Origin of the sequence: Pedobacter antarcticus, from assembly GCF_900112985.1 — a bacterium.
GTDB classification, from domain to species: Bacteria; Bacteroidota; Bacteroidia; order Sphingobacteriales; family Sphingobacteriaceae; genus Pedobacter; species Pedobacter antarcticus.
In genome coordinates this window covers 396,384-415,821 of record NZ_FONS01000003.1, presented here as the reverse complement: position 1 = coordinate 415,821, position 19,438 = coordinate 396,384, and the positions used below count along the sequence as shown (strand labels likewise).

16 protein-coding genes are annotated in these 19,438 nt (G+C 40.6%); 9 read left to right on the top strand and 7 right to left on the bottom strand.

Annotated elements, in window-relative coordinates; translation table 11 throughout:
• Positions 1–9 precede the first annotated feature (9 nt).
• Entirely contained in the window at positions 10–1,239 is a 1,230-nt protein-coding gene (locus tag BM192_RS09350; RefSeq protein ID WP_316931009.1) for an ABC transporter permease, read from the top strand.
• A gap of 66 nt (positions 1,240–1,305) precedes the next feature.
• Here the strand turns inward: BM192_RS09350 and BM192_RS09345 are convergent, their stop codons facing one another.
• Positions 1,306–3,714, bottom strand: coding sequence for an alpha/beta hydrolase family protein (locus BM192_RS09345; protein ID WP_037442702.1), 2,409 nt, complete (start codon positions 3,712–3,714; stop codon positions 1,306–1,308).
• Between the two features lie 235 nt (positions 3,715–3,949).
• On the opposite strand from BM192_RS09345, the gene BM192_RS09340 reads away from it, so the two are divergent.
• Positions 3,950–5,254, top strand: a complete 1,305-nt coding sequence (locus BM192_RS09340; protein WP_037442700.1) for a DEAD/DEAH box helicase — start codon at positions 3,950–3,952, stop codon at positions 5,252–5,254.
• Positions 5,255–5,322: 68 nt separating this feature from the next.
• Here BM192_RS09340 and mazG read toward each other — a convergent pair whose 3' ends face one another.
• From mazG to mnmD, 4 genes are all read right to left on the bottom strand, one after another.
• The gene (mazG, locus tag BM192_RS09335) at positions 5,323–6,138 is read right to left on the bottom strand and encodes a nucleoside triphosphate pyrophosphohydrolase (protein WP_074590340.1); all 816 of its coding nucleotides are present in this window, start codon (positions 6,136–6,138) and stop codon (positions 5,323–5,325) included.
• Positions 6,139–6,162: 24 nt separating this feature from the next.
• Positions 6,163–7,275 (bottom strand): AI-2E family transporter, encoded by a 1,113-nt coding sequence (locus BM192_RS09330; protein WP_037442696.1) that lies wholly within the window; start codon positions 7,273–7,275, stop codon positions 6,163–6,165.
• Between the two features lie 92 nt (positions 7,276–7,367).
• A complete protein-coding gene (locus tag BM192_RS09325) occupies positions 7,368–8,324 on the bottom strand; it encodes an aldo/keto reductase (RefSeq protein WP_037442694.1) in 957 nt (318 codons plus the stop codon).
• A gap of 177 nt (positions 8,325–8,501) precedes the next feature.
• Positions 8,502–9,173, bottom strand: a complete 672-nt coding sequence (gene mnmD / locus BM192_RS09320) for a tRNA (5-methylaminomethyl-2-thiouridine)(34)-methyltransferase MnmC2 (RefSeq protein WP_037442692.1) — start codon at positions 9,171–9,173, stop codon at positions 8,502–8,504.
• Between the two features lie 48 nt (positions 9,174–9,221).
• Between mnmD and BM192_RS09315 the strand changes: the two genes are divergently transcribed.
• Positions 9,222–9,563, top strand: a complete 342-nt coding sequence (locus BM192_RS09315; protein ID WP_037442690.1) for an MmcQ/YjbR family DNA-binding protein — start codon at positions 9,222–9,224, stop codon at positions 9,561–9,563.
• A gap of 85 nt (positions 9,564–9,648) precedes the next feature.
• Positions 9,649–10,338, top strand: coding sequence for an OmpW/AlkL family protein (locus BM192_RS09310; protein ID WP_037442688.1), 690 nt, complete (start codon positions 9,649–9,651; stop codon positions 10,336–10,338).
• A gap of 45 nt (positions 10,339–10,383) precedes the next feature.
• Here BM192_RS09310 and BM192_RS09305 read toward each other — a convergent pair whose 3' ends face one another.
• A complete protein-coding gene (locus BM192_RS09305) occupies positions 10,384–12,426 on the bottom strand; it encodes a M13 family metallopeptidase (protein ID WP_037442686.1) in 2,043 nt (680 codons plus the stop codon).
• 408 nt (positions 12,427–12,834) lie between these two features.
• Between BM192_RS09305 and BM192_RS09300 the strand changes: the two genes are divergently transcribed.
• The 4 genes from BM192_RS09300 (at position 12,835) to BM192_RS09285 (ending at position 17,720) form a co-directional block, all read left to right on the top strand.
• The gene (locus BM192_RS09300; protein WP_037442684.1) at positions 12,835–13,380 is read left to right on the top strand and encodes a GNAT family N-acetyltransferase; all 546 of its coding nucleotides are present in this window, start codon (positions 12,835–12,837) and stop codon (positions 13,378–13,380) included.
• 47 nt (positions 13,381–13,427) lie between these two features.
• The gene (locus BM192_RS09295; protein WP_037442682.1) at positions 13,428–16,091 is read left to right on the top strand and encodes a valine--tRNA ligase; all 2,664 of its coding nucleotides are present in this window, start codon (positions 13,428–13,430) and stop codon (positions 16,089–16,091) included.
• Between the two features lie 214 nt (positions 16,092–16,305).
• A complete protein-coding gene (locus BM192_RS09290; protein WP_139218422.1) occupies positions 16,306–16,986 on the top strand; it encodes a hypothetical protein in 681 nt (226 codons plus the stop codon).
• A 26-nt stretch (positions 16,987–17,012) separates the two neighbouring features.
• Positions 17,013–17,720 (top strand): hypothetical protein, encoded by a 708-nt coding sequence (locus tag BM192_RS09285; protein ID WP_037442678.1) that lies wholly within the window; start codon positions 17,013–17,015, stop codon positions 17,718–17,720.
• A gap of 101 nt (positions 17,721–17,821) precedes the next feature.
• On the opposite strand, the gene BM192_RS09280 is transcribed toward BM192_RS09285, so the two are convergent.
• On the bottom strand, positions 17,822–18,283 hold the full coding sequence (locus BM192_RS09280; RefSeq protein WP_037442676.1) for a type I restriction enzyme HsdR N-terminal domain-containing protein: 462 nt from the start codon (positions 18,281–18,283) through the stop codon (positions 17,822–17,824).
• 56 nt (positions 18,284–18,339) lie between these two features.
• Between BM192_RS09280 and holA the strand changes: the two genes are divergently transcribed.
• Positions 18,340–19,365, top strand: coding sequence for a DNA polymerase III subunit delta (gene holA, locus BM192_RS09275; protein WP_037442674.1), 1,026 nt, complete (start codon positions 18,340–18,342; stop codon positions 19,363–19,365).
• The last annotated feature ends 73 nt before the right edge of the window (positions 19,366–19,438 follow it).

Sequence of the window (19,438 nt, the reverse complement as noted above, 5' to 3'; positions counted from 1 at the left end):
ATATTATACTTGAAAAATATCAATACATCTTATTTCATAGCAAGGCGTATCGCCATAAAATCTAAAAGGACATTTTCTAAACTGATAGTCCGTATTGCTATTGCCGGAGTTATGCTTAGTCTGGCAGTTATGATGCTCTCAGTAGCAATTATCAAAGGTTTTAAAACTGAAATTCAGCAGAAGGTAAGAGGGTATGTCGGTGATATCCGGATTTTTAAATTGGATACTAATAACTCATTTGAACTCGCACCTTTTGTGCCTTCCGGGCAGACAATCGAAACCTTAAAGAATAACCCCGATATCGATTATTTCCAATCTTATGCTACCAAACCAGGCATTATCTCTGCAAATGATGAAGTCGAAGGGATTAATTTTAAAGGTGTTGAAAAGGGTTTCAACTGGTCATATATTGAAAAGCATTTAGTCAGTGGCCGCGTGATCAACTTTGCCGACAGCGCCCAGGCCATGCGGGAAATCCTGATCTCCAGTTATACTGCTGACAGGTTAAAGCTCAAAACAGGTGACCAGTTTATCATGCATTTCGTACAGGACCCGCCACGTAAACGCCCGTTTAAGATTGTTGGCATCTATGATATTGGTGTGGAAGAGATAGATAAGGGGTTTGCACTCGGTGATCTTAATATTATCAGACGACTAAATAACTGGAAAAGTGATGAAGTTGGCGGCATAGAGGTCAGGATTAAAAACTTTGCCAGGTTAAGACCTGTCTCGGATAAGGTTTACCAGGGGCTGGACATGAAGCTCAGGTCTGAATCGGTAGAAGAATATTTCCCAAATATCTTCACCTGGTTGTCTTTACTTGATGTGAATACAAAAGTTCTGCTTGTGCTGATGATGATAGTTGGGGTAATTAATATGGTTACGGCCTTATTAATCATGATACTGGAAAGAACTAATATGATCGGTATGTTAAAAGCATTTGGAATGCGTGATGCCGATGTAATGAAGGTGTTTTTATATAACGCGGTTTACCTGGTGGGTTTAGGTCTGATTCTGGGGAATATTTTAGGTTTGGGATTAGCTTTTCTGCAGCAATATACCCACGTATTTAAGTTGGATCAGACTTCATACTATCTTAATTATGTGCCTATTGAACTTCATTTATCAGATGTATTAATGTTAAACGCTGCTACACTAATTATTTGTTTAGTGGTACTTGTCATTCCTTCTATGCTGGTCAGCAGGATTTCACCGCTAAAAGCAATAAGATTTAAATAAAAAAATCCCGGTTACTAAGCCGGGATTTTTATTTAACTGCTGTTCTATGAACCAGCAAAAGTTTGATTATTTAGCATTCTTAACGTAAGTATCTAACCAGTTATTCATCTCTGCAAGCATATGCAGAATATTTTCTTTTCCTCTATAACTGTGTGCTTCATAAGGAAGGAAAACGAAACGGGTTGTACCACCAAATCCTTTGATCGCACTAAACAGACGTTCTGAATTCATTGGGAAAGTTCCCTGATTATCATCTGAATCGCCATGGATTAATAATAGTGGGGTTTTGATTTTGTCAGCATAACTGAACGGGCTCATCTGGTAGTAAAGTTCCGGTACGTCCCAATAAGTTCTATCCTCATTCTGGAATCCAAACGGAGTTAAAGTACGGTTGTAAGCACCGCTTCTTGCCAATCCTGCTTTAAACAAGTTGGTATGCGCCAGCAGGTTGGCTGTCATAAATGCACCATAGCTATGTCCGCCGACAGCCATTCTATTCCGGTCGCCGACCCCCAGCTCTGACAATTTATTAATCGCTGCTTCTGCATTTAACTTCAGCTGATCTACAAAGGTGTCATTTGGTTTTTTGCCGTCACGCGCAACAATCGGCATTTCTGCATTGTCCAATACAGCATATCCCTGAGTTACCCAATAAATAGGGGAAGCCCAGCTAATTGTCGTGAAACGGTCTTTTGAGCCCCTGATTTGTGCTGCGTCTGCCGCGGAGTTAAATTCACGGGGATATGCCCAGATTAGTGTCGGTAAAGGGCCGTCTTTAGCTTTATCGTAACCTTTCGGTAAATACAGGTCACCAGTCAGATCAACCCCATCAGCGCGTTTATAAGAAATTTTTTCTTTGATTACGCCTTCAAGCTGTGGGTACGGGTTTGTAAAATCCGTAAGCTGATGGTCCGCTACACGTAATACCAGATTTTTAAGGTAATAGTTGGGTACGTCCTTTTGGGATTCCCTACGGGTTAATAAGACCAGTTTATTCGCGTCAAGAACATCTGAAACATACTCAAATGTGCCAGGAGCACTGCGCCATATAATGTCATTCTTTTTAGTTTTCAGATCGAATTTAGCCAGGAAAGGTAAATCGCCTTTTGGAGAGGATCCGGTCGTATTGTTAAACAGTAATTTAGTGCCTTTATCCAGGATTTGTACAACCTGCTGCCCAAATTCATTCTTCTCAGTTACCGGTTCTCCGGGATCATTATATTTATCTGTTAAATTTAACTCGTATAGAGTCTCCAAAGTTCCGGCTTGCGGGTTGTAACGGCTTACTTTCTGCGTCTGCTTGCTTCTCAACATTTCATAAACCAATGCAAGCGTGGTATTTCCCCAGGCTGTATTGCGGTAACGGTTCTGTGTTTTAAAGAGTTCTTTGGGTGTACCATTAAAAGGTGCAGAAAGCGCATATACGGCGTCATGAAAAGGAACTTCTTTTTTGATTAGTCCGCTATCCAGTGGTTTAGCCCAGATTACAGTTGCAGCCTGGTCTGCTCTCCAGCTGTAACCTCTCGCTACATTCTGAACATTATCGTAACCTGAAGGTGTACCTTCTGATGATGGCAGGTCTGCAAGCAATTTTACAGTCGTTCCGGTCAGGTCGGTAATTTTAACCGTGGAAGGAAATCCTCTGGCTGGAACGGTATAAGAGAATGGTTTGTTGATTACTCGCTGAAGTAAGAATTTTTTATCAGGTGAAGCCTCCACACTCAGATAAATTGCAGGTTTTCCTACTTTCGTCTGCTGTCCGTTTTTAAAGATATTCAATTGCGACTTGGCAAAGAATTCAAATAGCTGTTCGTCATAAGGAGACTTGATCAGATCCTGGTAAGTTGGGCTTGGAGATGCTTTTCCTAAAGCCTGCTGTACTGCCGGACCTTTAGGCATTAATGGTTTTACAGGCATGCTGCTGGCCGGAGCAATTGCGGTACGGTAAACCAGTGATTCTGCATTAAGCCAGAAGACACCATTGCTCATCACCACGTTTAATGGCTCTGTATTGATTTTAACCGCGCTAAGGCTGGCCAGGTCTATTACATATAGGTCCACTCCCTGGGCAGTAGTTTGCGTAAATGATATTTTTGTCTGACCCGGATTCCAGGCTACATTCCCCGCAAATAACGCTGTGGGCAAGCCTTTAATCTTTTCTGTTTTACCAGTTTTCAGATTTTTGAGGGTGAAATCATTAATAAAAATCTGTCTGCTTGGCGAATAATTGGATGGATTGATCCGCATTCCTGCTATCCGGAATTCCGGCATAGCCAGCTCTTCTACAGAAGGGTACGAGTTTCTCTCACTTAGCAGAATCCATTCTGTCTTGCCATCAATAAGGACTGCAGGAGTTGGTTTGGCCAGTAAAAGGTCTGCCATTTCCTGTGGAGGGGTTAGATAACTTACAGCATCCTGCGCATATGTGCTCATGGAAGCGGTAAGTAAGAATAAACTAAATAACGTTTTTTTCATTGGTGTTAATTGTGTTTTATAAAATGCACGGGTGTGCACGATCGGTGGCAAAGCTAATCAATCTGGTTTCTGAAGGCATGGACATTGTATCAAAATCTTGATACAATGTCCATGGAATACCTTTTTCCGTATTCGAAATTGGGGTTTAAAAGCATTTATAGCCGATTGTCAGGAGTATTACGGATGTTGGGCATATTTCCGTAAATTTGCAGCCTTACATTTTTAAATCAATACTGTGTCATTAGATAAATTAAAACTGAGTAAGCCCCTTGTCACTGCGATGACAGATGCAGGTTACTTAACACCCAAAGAAATTCAGGCGAAAACAATGTCAAGGATTCTGGGTGGTCAGGATGTGATTGCTGTAGGACCTGAAGGTTCCGGTAAAACTACAACCTATGTTCTTGGCGTTTTAATGCGTTTAAAATATACCAAAGATGATGCACCTAAGGTATTGATCTTAGTTGCAGATCAGGAAAGGGCTATTGCCGTGATCGATCAGTTTGTTTCACTGAGTAAAAACAGGGATCTGAATATCGTCGGTTTGTACGGTACAGGTGGTATGGAAGCAGAAATTAATGAGTTGGTGCTGGGTATCGATATCGTTGTTGCCACGCCGACGCGGGCAAGAGCTATTTATCTCAAGCTCGGTTTAAACTTAAGCAAGCTGCAGACTTTTATCGTAGATGATGCAGAGCTGATTATTAAACAAGGAATGCAGTTGCCGGTTTGCGAGCTCGCCAGAAGTGCAGGCAAATGTCAGCATCTGGTATTTACAGAGGTTATCCATGAAAAATTAACCAAAATGACCGATCAGTTCATGAGTTTCGCGACGACACTCGAGGTCGAAGATTTCGGTGATACGCAGACTGAAACTGTAGAGCAATTGTTATATCACGTACCAAATTATAAGACAAAAGTTAATCTGCTGCACAACTTACTTCGTGACTCTGAGGTGTTTGACAAGGTAGTCGTTTTTGTGAATTCAAGGCTTACCGCGCAGAAACTGGCTAAAAGTCTGTCCACGCCACATGAAATGGAAGTATCTATGCTAAGACCGCTTCATTTTGATGAGGATGGTTTTGATAACTTTGAAGACTTCAAAGAGACGCCTGAAGCCAGGGTACTGGTTGTAGCCAATGAAGGTGCAGGATCTCTTGATCTGAGCGGCATTCCTTTCTTAATCCACTTTGAACTTCCTGAAGAGAAGGAAACTTACCTGACCAGGGTAATCAAAAACAAAGAAATTCCTACAGAGGTGGTGGCGCTTACTTTTGCGACAGATATGGAATTATTGCAGGTTAAGAAAATTGAGCAATCTATTGGCCGTAAGCTGGAGCTGGCTGAATTGCCGGAAGAGCTGGTTGCAGAAAAAACACTAAGGACAAAAGGTCTTGATAAGAACAGGCCGGTGAAAGAGAAAACTGACGAGCCTGTCGGTGGCGGTGCATACCATGAAAAGAAAGAGAGTAATTCTAAGAATTATAACTATGGCATCGGCCAGAAGGCTAAAATGACAATGAAGAAAAAACACGGCTAGTGTGATTTCCATAAAAAAAACCGGTCTCTCAATAGGACCGGTTTTTTTATAATCTATATTTTGCTGTACTAATGCGCAAGGATTTTTTTGGCTTCATTCCAATAAACATCCATTTCGGCAAGCGTCATATCCTGCAGCGCCTGACCGTTCTCTGCTGCCTTTGTTTCTATATACTGAAAGCGTTTAATAAATTTCTTATTTGTCTTTTCCAATGCATTTTCTGGATTAATACCAATAAATCGCGCGTAGTTGACAAGTGAGAACAGGAGGTCGCCAAATTCAGATTCTGCCTTTTCCTGATCTATGGCAACATGCTCTTCAACATTGAACTCTTGTTTGAATTCTGCCAGTTCTTCTTCTACTTTTTCCCAGACCTGTTGTTTGTTATCCCAATCAAAACCGATCCCTCTCGCTTTCTCCTGGATTCGGCTGGCCTTAACCAGTGCAGGTAATGACACAGGAACTCCACCTAAAACAGATTTATTACCTTCTTTAAGTTTAAGACGTTCCCAGTTACGTTTAACATCGGCTTCATTTTCTACTTCAACATCTCCATAAATATGCGGATGGCGGCTAATTAGTTTTTCACAAACACTGTTTAAGACGTCCACGATGGTAAAATCATTGGTCTCTGAGGCAATACGGGCATAAAAAACCAGATGCATTAAAACGTCACCCAGCTCCTTTTTGACCTCGGTTAGATCGCCTTCCAGGATGGCATCAGACAGCTCATAGGTCTCTTCTATGGTAAGGTGACGAAGGGTCTCCATAGTCTGTTTCTTGTCCCATGGACAGTCTGTTCTAAGTGTATCAAGAACAGTTAGTAAACGTAAAAAAGCGGCTGATGGATCTGATGCAGCCGCTGGGGGGATATGATTAGCCATAATGGCGAATTTAAGTAATTTAAATTATTCGGGTTCTTCGAGTGTGATTTTCTTGGTGATCCGGTAAACTTTACGCTTCTTACCTGGTTTATCTTCATCTCCTAATAATATGCCCCAGGGCTTAAGCTCATCGATCCTGTCGAAGATAATTTTAAGCATGGCCAGGTATGGTATACAAAGAAACATACCGGAAATACCCCAGAGCATTTCGCCAACTACAATGCCGATAAAAGCGAACAATGCATTGATTTTTACTTTTGAACCGACAACCAGTGGCAGTAGAATATTGCCATCGAGTGCATGTACAGCGACAAAACTGATAATAACCAGCAGAACTTTTGCCGCACCCGCAGTCGCAAAGGTAATCAGCACGCTGATTAGTAAAGCGCTGAAAATACCAATGTAAGGTACGACATTGAATATCCCTGTAATTAAACCCAGTAACACTGCATACTTTACACCTAGCAAGCTAAGTACGAGTATCATAACCCCTGTAACGATTAACATCTGGAGGAATAGCCCCAGAATATACCTTTTAATAATGTACTGGATCTGGTTAACAATTGCACTTACTTTCTCTGCATGTTCTTCTTTAAAGACACTTTTCAGAAAACTATAAAGAATACGTCTGTAATTCAGGATGAAAAAAGTAAATAATAACAGAAATGCCATGAACAATAGTGAAGATGACAGCGTCATTAAAGTTGTGCCTACCAGCGTTGCACTCGTTGCCACTGCACTTGTAGCGCTGTTTTTAAGATAGTCGATCTGTTTATGGGCGTTCACGTTAAAGGTATTGGATACCCATCGCTGCAGCTCCTCAAATGAATGCATAGCCTGCTGTTTCAACAAAGGCCAGTCTTGACCCAAATCACTGAGTTGATTAACCAGGAAAAACAGGATCGCTGAGATAACGCTAATCATTACAATCACTGACACCATTGAAGACAAAGCTCTTTTAAATCTCAGTTTTCTTTCCATGTAATTCGCCATAGGCAATAATAACAGGGCTAAAAGAAAGGAGGATAGGAGTGGGGCAAGTAAGGTTTTACCCAGAATAGCTAGATACCCCAAACAGATGATTGCAATTAAAACTAATGCTAGTTTGGCGTAAAATGGGAGCGTATTATATTTCATACCTGGTTTATAATAGATTTGCTTTGGCTAAACAAACGCCCTGCCAAAAAAAAGCAGGACATTTGTTAAACCCTTATACAAATGCTTCAGGTCTAAGACCAGGCACTGGCATCATCCAGAATGGATACTTCTTCGTTATCTAATTTCAGTGCAGTTGCCCTGTTCAGATCTTCCAGCTGCGTTAAACTAGTTACACTAACAATCGGAGCAGTAACAGACGGTCTGGCTATAAGCCATGCTAAGGCGACGCTTGCCGGTGTAGCGTTATATTGCTCGGCTACAACATCGAGTGCCTTCAGGATCTTAAATCCCCGTTCATTTAGAAAGTTTTTAATTCCTGACCCTCTGGCACTTTTTCCAAGGTCTGCTTCTGAACGATATTTGCCCGTTAGAAAACCACTTGCCAGGGAGTAATAATTAATTACACCCAACTGGTTATCCTTACAGATTTTTTCCAGCTCGCGTTCAAAACCTTCACGTTGATAAAGATTGTATTCAGGCTGAAAAGTCTGATATTTTGGTAAGCTCAATCTTTTACTGGTTTCAAGTGACTCTTTAAGCCTTTCCGGACTGAAATTGGAAGCTCCAACCCAGCGAACTTTTCCAGCGCGGATAAGTTGGTCGTAAGCCTCCAGAGTTTCTTCTACAGGCGTACCTAGGTCATCATAGTGGGACTGGTACAAGTCTACATAATCTGTTTGCAGCCTTCTTAATGAGTCCTCTATACCTTCTTTGATATGCTTGGCCGACAAATCTTTTTTACCGCTGCTATCCATATCACTGCCTACTTTCGTGGCAAGTATAACTTTTGACCTGTTATTTCTGGATTTCATCCATTTGCCTAGAATGACTTCTGACTCGCCACCTTCGTTTCCAGGAACCCATCTGGAATAAACATCGGCTGTGTCAATAAAATTCAGTTCTGAATCCATTAAACCGTCAAGTATTTCAAAAGAACGGGCTTCGTCTAGTGTCCATCCGAAAACATTCCCTCCGAAAGTTAGTGGGGGAACGATTAAATCTGTGTTACCTAATTTTCTTTTTTCCATTAGTTTTTAAATTCTTATATGACAGCTGCGCAATCACTGCTTAACACGCAATCTGCGATTGTAGTTTGTATAATTGCGTCTTTCATTTGTCAATATATCCAATTTAATTGATGCTGAATGGATTATGAAATCGTTTTTTCGATTGAGCCTTTCTGTTCTTCCTAATCGGAATTAATTCTATATAAGTTTTCTCGCCCTTAGCATTTCTCTTTTTCCGGGAGCACCGGGAAGTTTCTCTATCTCCATTCCACAACTTTTTAATGCTCTTTTAAGTTTTCCTGTAATTGCATAGGTAACGAAAATACCGCCTGGTTTTAAGAAGGTGCAGACTTTGGTTATAATCTCATCTGACCAGAGCTCAGGTTGGTGCTGAACAGAGAATGCGTCAAAATAAATAAGATCATATTTAAACCTGCTTGTGAATTCCTGAAGGGTTGTATGTGCAATTTGTAAGTACTCAGGTGTATTGATTTCCGCTGGATGACTAATGCTTTGCTGATAATCCTGTTCGAATTTATTCCACAAAGGTTCCGCAACATATTGCTGATATTGGGTAGACTGAAGTTCTGCAAGCGAGAGGGGAAATGCTTCGATTCCGGTATAGTTAAAATTACGCTGTATACTTTCTGCAAAAGAACGGCTCAATATGTAATTAAGCCCCGTGCCGAATCCGACTTCCAGAATATTAATATTCTGCTCAGGATAATCAGTAAAAACTTTTTTTAGCCCTGCTTCTATAAATACATGTTTACTTTCCTGAAGCGCACCGTGTTTGGAATGGTAATGTTCTCCAATAGTCTCGTTATATAGCGTAAAAGAGCCATCCGCTGTTGCCGTAAGTATATTCATCTGTGCAAATGTATTTGAATTCCGTAAATTAGTGGGAATTTAATTCTTATGGATATAGAAATGTTTCGTCATTACTGCCTGAGTCTTCCAGGGACTACAGAAGATGTAAAATGGGAGGAAAATCTTTGTTTTCTGATTGAAAATAAGATCTATGTAATTTATTCACTGACTAAGGGTAGTTTCGCTATCAAGTGTGATGTGGAAGAATTTCAAGAGTTGGTTTCCAGAGACGGCATCACTCAGGCTTATCATATGGCTAAGGGTAGCTGGATAGGGATTGCTGATCTGGAAGTACTGCCCTGGAATGAACTGAAAAAACGCGTTGCCGAATCGCGCGGCATAATACTATCAAAGCTTCCTAAAAAGATTCAGGCTAAATACACGGAATAAGTGCCGTTAATCACGGGGTTTTGTGTTTTCTGACACTATTTAAAAACTGTGTCCGCTATACATTTGAGGTATCAAATCAAATGTTATGAAAAGATTAATTGTATTCGGATCCCTGTTTTTTTTAGGACTCGGCGCTTTTGCGCAGTCAAATCCCGCTCCTGGTGAATGGAGAGTCAGACTTCGTGCTTTTCATGTTATCCCTCAGGAAAGTGCTGAGGTTGGTGTAATTGGCGGGGATGCACAAATTTCAAAATCATTTATACCGGAGCTTGACTTCACCTATTTCTTTACTAAAAATCTTTCTGCTGAACTAATTCTCGGAACGACCAGGCATAAAGTGAAAACCACAGGTTCTGACCTGAGTGCTATAGGCGGCCCTGATCGGGCAGAGGTGAATCTTGGTAAAGTATGGTTGCTCCCGCCTACGTTGACTTTGCAATATCATTATCCTGTAGGAAAGTTTAAACCATATGTGGGTGCAGGTGTTAATTACACTATTTTTTATAATGCAGATCAGGGTCCTGTTGTGCAGGATATCTCTTATAAAAATAGATTTGCTTTCGCTGCACAGGCAGGTTTGGATTTTGCCATCACTGACAGGATGTTTATCAATGCAGATCTGAAAAAAATATTCCTGTCTACGAAAGCAACTGTGGATGCCGCTAATCTTACTCCTTCCGAAAATCCAGAATTAGCAGATGTGTTAGGCAATATCCAGGCAGATGTGAAAATCAGGCCATGGCTTATTGGTGTGGGCCTTGGTTACCGGTTTTAACAAAAAGGGCATTGCGAATAAGCAATGCCCTTTGGTTTTAAATGTTTACCAGAGTCTGATTCTGTCTTCTGGCTTTTTATACAATTTGTCTCCTGGTTTTACATCAAATGCTTCATACCAGGCGTCCATATTTACCGGAGCACCAATAGTTCTGGCTTCTCCCGGAGAGTGTGGATCTGTTTTAATCAGCTGAGCTGCACTTTCAGGAAGAATATTACCTCTCCATACCTGTGCCCACGAAAGGAAGAAACGCTGATCGGGTGTAAAGCCGTCAATTTTCTCATTCGACTGTCCTTGTTTTGTAAGTTTGAACGCCGTATAAGCCGCATTCAGACCACCTAGGTCACCAATGTTTTCACCCATTGTTAATTTGCCATTCACATGAATAGTATCTAATACAGTATAAGCATCGTATTGCTCTCCCAATGCCTTTGTTTTAGCGTCAAATTTTGTCCTGTCTTCGCTAGTCCACCAGTTTCTCAGGTTACCGTCTTTATCATACTGGCTACCGCTATCATCAAAACCATGTGACATTTCATGACCGATAACTGCGCCAATTCCGCCGTAGTTGATTGCATCATCTGCATCAGCTGCGAAGAAAGGAAACTGTAAAATTCCGGCAGGGAAAACGATCTCGTTCATTGTTGGACTGTAGTATGCATTTACAGTAGGAGGAGTCATACCGAAACGTGTACGATCAACTGGTTTACCCAATTGTCCAACCATTTCATTGTAAGCCCATGCTCCTGAATTTTTGACGTTTTGGAAATAAGTATTATTAGTGATAGTTAGCCCATCATAAGTTTTCCATTTTTCGGGATAGCCGATTTTTGGGACGAAAGCATTCAATTTCGCTAACGCTTTTACTTTGGTTTCCGGACTCATCCAATCCAGGTTATTAATTCTGATCTCAAAAGCTTTACGCAGATTGCTGATCAGTTCAGTCATTCTTGCTTTTGCTTCTGGTTTAAAATATTTGGCTACGTAAAGTTGACCTAACAATTCACCAATAGTCGCATCGGTGAGGGATGACATACGTTGCCATCTTGGAGTTTGTACTTTTTGTCCTGTTTGTGCCTGTGTGAAGGCAAAGTTTGCTTTCACAAATGGTGAACTCAGGTAAGGAGCAGAGCTCTTTAATACATTCCATTGCAGGTATGTTTTCCAGTCAGCAACGGAGATTTTACCCAGCATCTGATCCAGATTTTCAAAGAATTTAGGGGCGCCAACCAATAAAGTGTCCTGATTCTGAACCTTTAATTTCGGTAAAGTAGCTGCCCAGTTGATATGCGGCGTAGTTTTAGTGAAATCTGCAACCGTAAATTTATTGTAGGTTTTATAAGGATCACGCATCTCCAGACGGGACATCTGCGCTGCTGCAAATTCCTTCTCGATAGCTAAAACTGTTTTAGCCTTTTCCTTTGCCTGCGCTTCAGTATTTCCCGTCAGTGCAAATAGAGTAGTCATGTATTTCAGATAAGCTTCACGGATCTGAACAGATCTGCTGTCATCTTTTAAATAGTAATCACGGTCTGGAAGCGTAGTTCCTCCCTGGCCCAAAGAAGGGAGGTATTTAGTGACGTTTTTTCTGTCCTGTGCAACGCCAAAGTTGAACATGGGGTTACCTGAACCGGCAGTTCTCATTCTTACCACCTCGTCAATAACTGCATTAATGTCTTTTAGTGATGTAATTCTGGCCAGGTCTGCTTTAATCGGCGAATAGCCTAGTTTTTCAATGGTCACACTGTCCATTGCTGCGGTATAGAAATCTCCTACACGTTTTTTTACAGAACCTGCAGGTGCAGTTTTATCTGCAGCAGCTTCTTCAACCAGGCTTTTTACAGCATTAATATTAAAGTCACGTAATTCGTTAAAACTTCCCCAACGCGTTTCTTTCGCTGGAACAGGATTGTTTTTCATCCATACACCATTGGCGTAGTTGTAAAAATCGTCTCCTGGTTTAACAGATAAATCCATGTTAGCCGGATCGATGAATTTTTTCGGTGCTTGTTGCGCATAAGAGGAATAGCTCGCGGCTACAATTCCCAGTACGGCGAAGTAACTTTTAAAGTTCTTGATGTTTATCATATTCTATATAGATTGTGCTCCGGTATACGCAGGTTGCGCAGAAGGTTCAGACTCGCCTGATTAACCGGTGTCAAATGTTGCTCAAATTACGCAATGACAGCTGACAGAAGCAAATTCTATTAAAAATATTACCTGTTGAACCAGTAGTATAACTTAGTTATCCCTAGTTTTCTGAAGAGTAATCCCGGAAGTGTAAGTAATTTAATTGACTTCATGATTGGATATTTAATCTATCAACATTAACATTTTTTAACACTTTTTATTGTGTTGTTCTTCAGAATAAATGTTATATGGAAAGGATCCATGCCACAATCCGTCTTCCGATATTACCGGACAGTTTCCGATTTACTATATTTGGCCGTGTCTGCGGTCCGGCAGAGGCATTTACAGAGCATTCAATACATAAATATGGCAGAACTAAAATTTTTCACGGAAAGGTTAAAATTAAGATTAGTAAAGATGGCCGATCTGGAAGCAGTACACGTATTGCACCAGATGGCAGAGACTGATCAATATAACACGCTGGGAATTCCCAGAGATCTGGAAGAGACTAATATTATTGTGGATGGCTGGATTCATGACCATCTAAAAAAAACAATCAGGAATTACACGTTTGCTGTCGAATTGGAAAAAGGTGGTTTTATCGGCCTTGTTTCCTTGAAACTTTCGTCTGAGAAGTTTAACAGTGCTGAAATCTGGTATAAAATAAATGTTGAACACTGGAATCAAGGTTTTGCTACCGAAGCCATCCGCGCAGTAATCAGATTTGGATTTGACCGCCTAAAACTGCATCGTATCGAAGCTGGCTGTGCTGTCGAAAATCTGGCCTCTATAAGAGTGTTGGAGAAAGCAGGGATGACCAGGGAAGGGACAAAACGACAGATTCTTCCTTTGAAAACCGGATGGATGGATAGTTTCGAATATGCGATCCTCGATGAAGAGTTTATAAGCTGATTTTTGCTGTAAAAACGTTATTTTTGTAATTTAACCAGTACTTAGCCATGAGCATTTCCACTAAATATGATCCAGCTGCTACCGAAGATAAATGGTACAGCTACTGGATGTCTAAAAACTTTTTTCATTCCGAACCTGATGAACGTGAACCTTATACCATAGTTATACCTCCGCCTAATGTTACCGGAGTTTTGCATATGGGGCACATGCTGAATAACACTATTCAGGATGTAATGATCCGTCGTGCCAGAATGCAGGGTAAAAATGCATGCTGGGTACCGGGTACTGATCATGCTTCTATTGCGACAGAGGCTAAGGTCGTAGCGATGCTGAAAGAAAGAGGAATCAGTAAAAAGGACCTGACCAGGGAAGAATTTATGGCTTATGCCTGGGAATGGAAAGAGAAATACGGTGGTATCATTCTCGATCAGTTAAAGAAACTTGGTGCAAGTTGTGACTGGGAGCGTACACGTTTTACGATGGAGGATGACCTGTCAGAAGCTGTTATTGATACTTTTATACATCTGTATAATAAAGGTCGGATTTACCGCGGAATCCGTATGGTAAACTGGGATCCGACAGGAAAAACTGCTGTTTCTGACGAAGAAGTAATTCGTAAAGAAGTTAATCAGAAATTATATTATATCCGTTATACAGTTGCAGGTGAGTCGGACAGTTATTTAACTGTAGCCACGACCAGGCCTGAAACTATCATGGCTGATGCAGCTATTTGTATTAATCCTAATGATGAGCGTTATACGCACCTCAAAGGGAAAAATGTTTTTATACCATTGCTTAACCGGGAAATTCCAATCATTGAAGATGATTACGTTACAATGGATTTTGGTACAGGCTGTTTGAAAGTTACCCCTGCCCATGACCTGAATGATTATGAGCTTGGCGTAAAACACAATCTTCCTGTTATAGATATTCTGAACGACGATGGTACGCTGAATGAGCTGGCGGTTATCCTTGTTGGCGAAGACCGTTTTGCTGCCAGGAAGAAGATTGCGGTATTACTGGATGAAGCCGGGCACCTGGATAAGGTAGAGGACTATAAGTCGCAAATTGGTTTTTCTGAACGTACCGATGCTGCAATCGAGCCTAAATTATCGCTGCAGTGGTTCTGTAAAATGGATGAGCTGGCAAAACCTGCTCTTGCGGATGTATTGAATGGAGAAATTAATCTGATCCCTGAGAAATTCACGAACACCTACCGTCATTGGATGGAAAACGTGAAAGATTGGTGTATCAGCCGCCAGTTATGGTGGGGACAGAGAATCCCTGCCTGGTATGATGATAAAAATAACTGGGTTGTTGCCAAAACCAAGGAAGAAGCGCTGGATGCATTTTTAAGCCAGAAAGATCCTGATAGTACTTTTACAGAAGAAGAGGCGAATGGCTTTAAGCATCAGTTGGCGCCATTCCTGAGACAGGATGAGGATGTAATGGATACATGGTTCTCCTCATGGTTATGGCCGATCTCCGTTTTTAATGGGTTTAAAGATCCGGATAATAAGGATATCAATTATTATTATCCGACTAATGACTTAGTAACGGCGCCCGAGATCCTTTTCTTCTGGGTAGCCAGGATGATTATGGCAGGACATGAATTCCGTGGCCAGAAACCTTTCACTAATGTTTATCTGACTGGTATTGTAAGGGATAAGTTGGGTCGTAAAATGTCTAAATCATTGGGTAACTCTCCTGATCCGATTGGTTTGATTGAAAAATATGGCGCGGATGGTGTACGTGTAGGGATGTTGCTATGCTCGCCCGCAGGAAATGATCTGATGTTCGATGAAAGTTATTGTGAACAGGGAAGGAATTTTGCGAATAAGATCTGGAATGCTTTCCGTCTGATTAAAGGCTGGGAAGTTGATGAAAGCTTAGCTAATCCGAACGAGCAGGCGATCGCTTGGTTCGATAACAGGTTTAATGAGGCATTGGAAGAAATTGAGGGTAACTTTAAACAGTATCGTTTATCGGAAGCTTTAATGGTAACTTATAAACTCGTTTGGGATGATTTCTGTGCATGGTATCTGGAGATGGTTAAGCCGGTTTATCTGCAGCCAATTGATTCTGCATCTCTGAAAGCGACTATCGGTTACTTTGAAAAAATTCTAAGTCTGTTGCATCCGTTTATGCCGTTTTTGACAGAAGAATTGTGGCATGATGAGATCTTTGGCGAAAAAGGTGAACTGGATTGTATTATTGTTGCCCCTTATCCGGTATCGGGACCAGCAGATGCGGCTCTTTTAAAAGAGGTGGAACTTGTTAAAGGTATTGTTGCTGAAGTAAGAAATATTAGAAATACCAAACAGCTTTCTCCAAAAGAAGCTTTACCGCTGGATATCCGTGTAAACTCTGAAACGGATTATGCTAAATGGGAGCCTGTTATTGGAAAGCTAGGGAATATCTCCGAAATGAATTTTGTTCAGGAGAAAGTTGCCGGTGCAGCAGCATTTATGGTAGGTAAGGATGAGTTTTTTGTTCAGCTTAATGAAACTATAGATGTGGAAGCAGAGAAAATCAGGTTGAATGAAGATCTGGTTTATCTCCAGGGTTTCCTGAAATCTGTTGATGCCAAATTAAGTAATGAGCGATTTGTGCAGAATGCGAAACCCGAGATTATTCAGAACGAGCGTAATAAAAAGGCCGATGCTGAATCTAAAATTGCAATTATTCAAGAGAGCTTAAGTGCACTTTAAGCTATAAAACCGAAGGGCAGCTGTATTTATACAGTTGCCCTTTTTTTATGTGTTATATCCAGATGATGTGAGAAGGATATGAACACCGCGCGATCGCTTCAGCAAAATTAGATTGATATATTAGTGTTTAGACTGGTAAAGGAATTATTTAATTTTAAATATACTTTATAAAGGTATATTTGCGCCTTTGTTTATTTTAACATCTTATTACTTCATGAAATCTAATTTCTCTCTCTGCATACTTTTAGTAGTTATGCTCTCCTCTTGTAAAAAAACTTCTAATATTGATGTTACAGTGTCCACCAGCGGTAAGCTAACTTACAGGTTTCTGGACGACGCTGGTAAGGGTATCCCCAATGTAAATGTATCATTATTTGATATTGTTCAAATTTATAGTGGTTCGGCTATTTTGCTGGATACGCGTAAGACTGACGGAAACGGGTCAGTGGATTTTGGAGAACTCAATCCCAGTACCTACAAAATTGTTCCCGACTCACCGATGGTAAACAACGTGAAATATGTTATTGAAGATTATATTCAGGTACTTACAGGAAAGACCGGCCAGCGTGATATTAAAGTGTCAGATTACTCCGGGACTTTTAATGTTTTGGTAGAAGATTATAGTACTGGACTGGGCTTAAACAATATAGGTGTGTTACTTGTGCCCGCTGATGAATATGGTAACATAGGTGATCCGGCGTCTTATTTTACAAGAGCAGACGCTAAAGGAATAACAGATTCTAAGGGTATTTTTTCATCTAAAGTACCATCTGATAAAAGCTATGTCATAGCGACCTATAACCTGAAAACGAATACAATTTATAATACTGCTTATGGAATATCGTTGAAAAAAGGCGAGACTACCACAGTCAGGATGTTTGTGTATACACCATAATACAGCAAATTTTAGCCAAACATCATATGACATACAAAATAATAAGCTTGGTAGCTTTTTCATTTCTACTATTTGCTTGTAAGAAAACTACAAACGTAAATTTAGTTGATAGCCCCGATACAGGACAGCTTAAATATAAAATAGTTGATTATGCCGGGCTGGGCGTGCCAGAGGTTACAGTTTTACTTTATAAAGCTGATCATTTATTACACATCAATTTTCTCAATCCTGAAAGAGCGGCAGCCAGACTTAAAACTGATCAGAATGGGGTGGCGGCATTTTCGGAATTAAGTCCCGATAATTATCTGATTATTGCAGATTCAGCAATGAGTAATCGGATGACCTACAAGATTCGCGAACATATACAGGTTGTGGCAGGAATAGTCAAAGAGAAAGAGACAAAAGCATCTGATTTCTCTGCTTCATTAAATCTCACAATAATATCAAAACGGGATCACAGGACGCCTGTCAATAATTTTAGAATTGCAGCAGTAACAGCTGATCCGGCGACGTTTACAGGCGATCTTAACGAACTGGTTAATAATTCGGCTGTTAGAGGAATTACAAATGCGCAGGGATTTGTAACACTTAAAATTCCATCTGAAATAACGTGTTTTCTTGTGTTTTATAATGGTGACAGAGCTTTCTTTGCCCCATATCCAACATACAGCTTCTATCGGCTGGAAAATAAAGCAAGATATTCTACCTCACTTTATGTAGACGCTTTTAATTAACGGGAATCTATTTGTCCGGCATTGACCACTGGGAAAGATATTGAAGCTTTCCGACCGAAGCTGCATCGAACCGCGAAATTGGAATGATGCAGCTTTTTATTTTACAGATGGCAGTATTCAGGTAGTTCTTCCAGAAAAGAAAACCCTGGATTGATATGGTCAATCTGCGCATAATAATGTTTCAGGCCATTTGTTACTACTAACCACCGTGCCTTATGCACAGAATTATAGCGTGCTGCCTGATCGAATACTTGCTGATTGATCTGAATATGCGGCGCCTTACATTCTATAACCATTATTCTATCTCCGGAATGATTAAAAACTACAATATCTGTACGCTGCATTCGCTGATTGAGGTTGAGTCCGGCTTCCAGTTGAATAAGCGATTTCGGGAATTTCTTTTCCAGGATCAGATACTGGATAAAATGTTGTCTCACCCATTCCTCCGGCGTTAACACCAGGTGCTTCTTTCTTAGTTCATCGAATATAAAGTGTTGCTTTTCCCTTAAGGTGATACGAAAGGGGTACTGCGGTAAATTCAATGCGGTAGGGGTAAATGCCATTAATGCAAAAATAACCTTTAATAATTAGTTTTTAGCGGTTACATTTGGATAATTATATGACTGCTTCCGACATTCTTAAAGACCTCAAAGCTAAAAAATACAAGCCTGTTTATCTTCTTCACGGCGAAGAATCCTATTATATTGATCAGGTTGTTCATTTTATGGAACAACATGTTCTGGATGATATGCAGAAGGGATTTAATCAAACTGTATTGTACGGTAAGGATACTGATATGGCCACCATTTTGAATGCGGCCAAACGTTATCCTATGATGTCAGACTATCAGCTTATCATTGTAAAAGAAGCCCAGGATCTAAAATGGGCGAAGGAAGTGGACGGCAGTAGTAAGGCAGCTGAGTTTGTCCAGCATTATTTTGAAAAACCACTGCCCAGTACAATTTTGGTGCTCGCGTATAAATACGCCAATTTTGATAAACGTAAAAAGATTTATAAATCCATAGGGAAACAGGGTGTGATCTTTCAGTCAGACCCTGTAAGGGATTATAAGCTTGCTGCCTGGATAGAAGATCTTGTGGAGGAGAAAGGCGCTAAAATAGCCCCGCAGGCTGCGGCATTAATGGCTGAGTATCTGGGGACGGATCTTTCTAAAATATCCAACGAGCTCGAAAAGCTCCTGCTCAATATTAGTAAAGGGACAACCATAGATACGGATCATATTCAGCGAAACATTGGAATTAGTAAGGAGTATAATGTGTTCGAATTGCAAAAAGCACTTGCTGTCCGGAACGTGTTGAAATGTAATCAAATTATAAACTATTTCGCTAATAATCCGAAGGCGAATCCTATGGTTATGATTATGGCAAATCTCAACAGTTATTTCACCAGAATCCTGAAATATCATTATTTGCAGCACAAAGGTGACGCAGCAAAGGAGCTTGGTGTGAATCCGTATTTTGTGAAGGATTATGAAACTGCTGCCCGATCTTATAACCTGACTAAAGTCTTTCAGATTATTGGATTACTGCGGGAGTATGATCTTAAAAGCAAGGGAGTAGACAGTACCGGGAATATTACCGATGGAGAATTGCTTAAAGAGCTGTTATTTAAAGTGATACATTAATTTAACCAGTTCCTTCGCATTTAAGTTAACATAATTCCTGCCGCTTTTATTAATTTCGGGGCTAGCAAATTAT

Coding starts and splice junctions, on each gene's coding strand:
- mnmD (WP_037442692.1), bottom strand. CDS start 9,173: ATGAATATACTTACGGCAACAGCGGATGGCTCTTTTACGCTATATAAC.
- BM192_RS09300 (WP_037442684.1), top strand. CDS start 12,835: ATGGCAGAACTAAAATTTTTCACGGAAAGGTTAAAATTAAGATTAGTA.
- BM192_RS09315 (WP_037442690.1), top strand. CDS start 9,222: ATGGATATAGAAATGTTTCGTCATTACTGCCTGAGTCTTCCAGGGACT.
- mazG (WP_074590340.1), bottom strand. CDS start 6,138: ATGGCTAATCATATCCCCCCAGCGGCTGCATCAGATCCATCAGCCGCT.
- BM192_RS09280 (WP_037442676.1), bottom strand. CDS start 18,283: ATGGCATTTACCCCTACCGCATTGAATTTACCGCAGTACCCCTTTCGT.
- BM192_RS09285 (WP_037442678.1), top strand. CDS start 17,013: ATGACATACAAAATAATAAGCTTGGTAGCTTTTTCATTTCTACTATTT.
- BM192_RS09290 (WP_139218422.1), top strand. CDS start 16,306: ATGAAATCTAATTTCTCTCTCTGCATACTTTTAGTAGTTATGCTCTCC.
- holA (WP_037442674.1), top strand. CDS start 18,340: ATGACTGCTTCCGACATTCTTAAAGACCTCAAAGCTAAAAAATACAAG.
- BM192_RS09330 (WP_037442696.1), bottom strand. CDS start 7,275: ATGAAATATAATACGCTCCCATTTTACGCCAAACTAGCATTAGTTTTA.
- BM192_RS09325 (WP_037442694.1), bottom strand. CDS start 8,324: ATGGAAAAAAGAAAATTAGGTAACACAGATTTAATCGTTCCCCCACTA.
- BM192_RS09305 (WP_037442686.1), bottom strand. CDS start 12,426: ATGATAAACATCAAGAACTTTAAAAGTTACTTCGCCGTACTGGGAATT.
- BM192_RS09345 (WP_037442702.1), bottom strand. CDS start 3,714: ATGAAAAAAACGTTATTTAGTTTATTCTTACTTACCGCTTCCATGAGC.
- BM192_RS09310 (WP_037442688.1), top strand. CDS start 9,649: ATGAAAAGATTAATTGTATTCGGATCCCTGTTTTTTTTAGGACTCGGC.
- BM192_RS09295 (WP_037442682.1), top strand. CDS start 13,428: ATGAGCATTTCCACTAAATATGATCCAGCTGCTACCGAAGATAAATGG.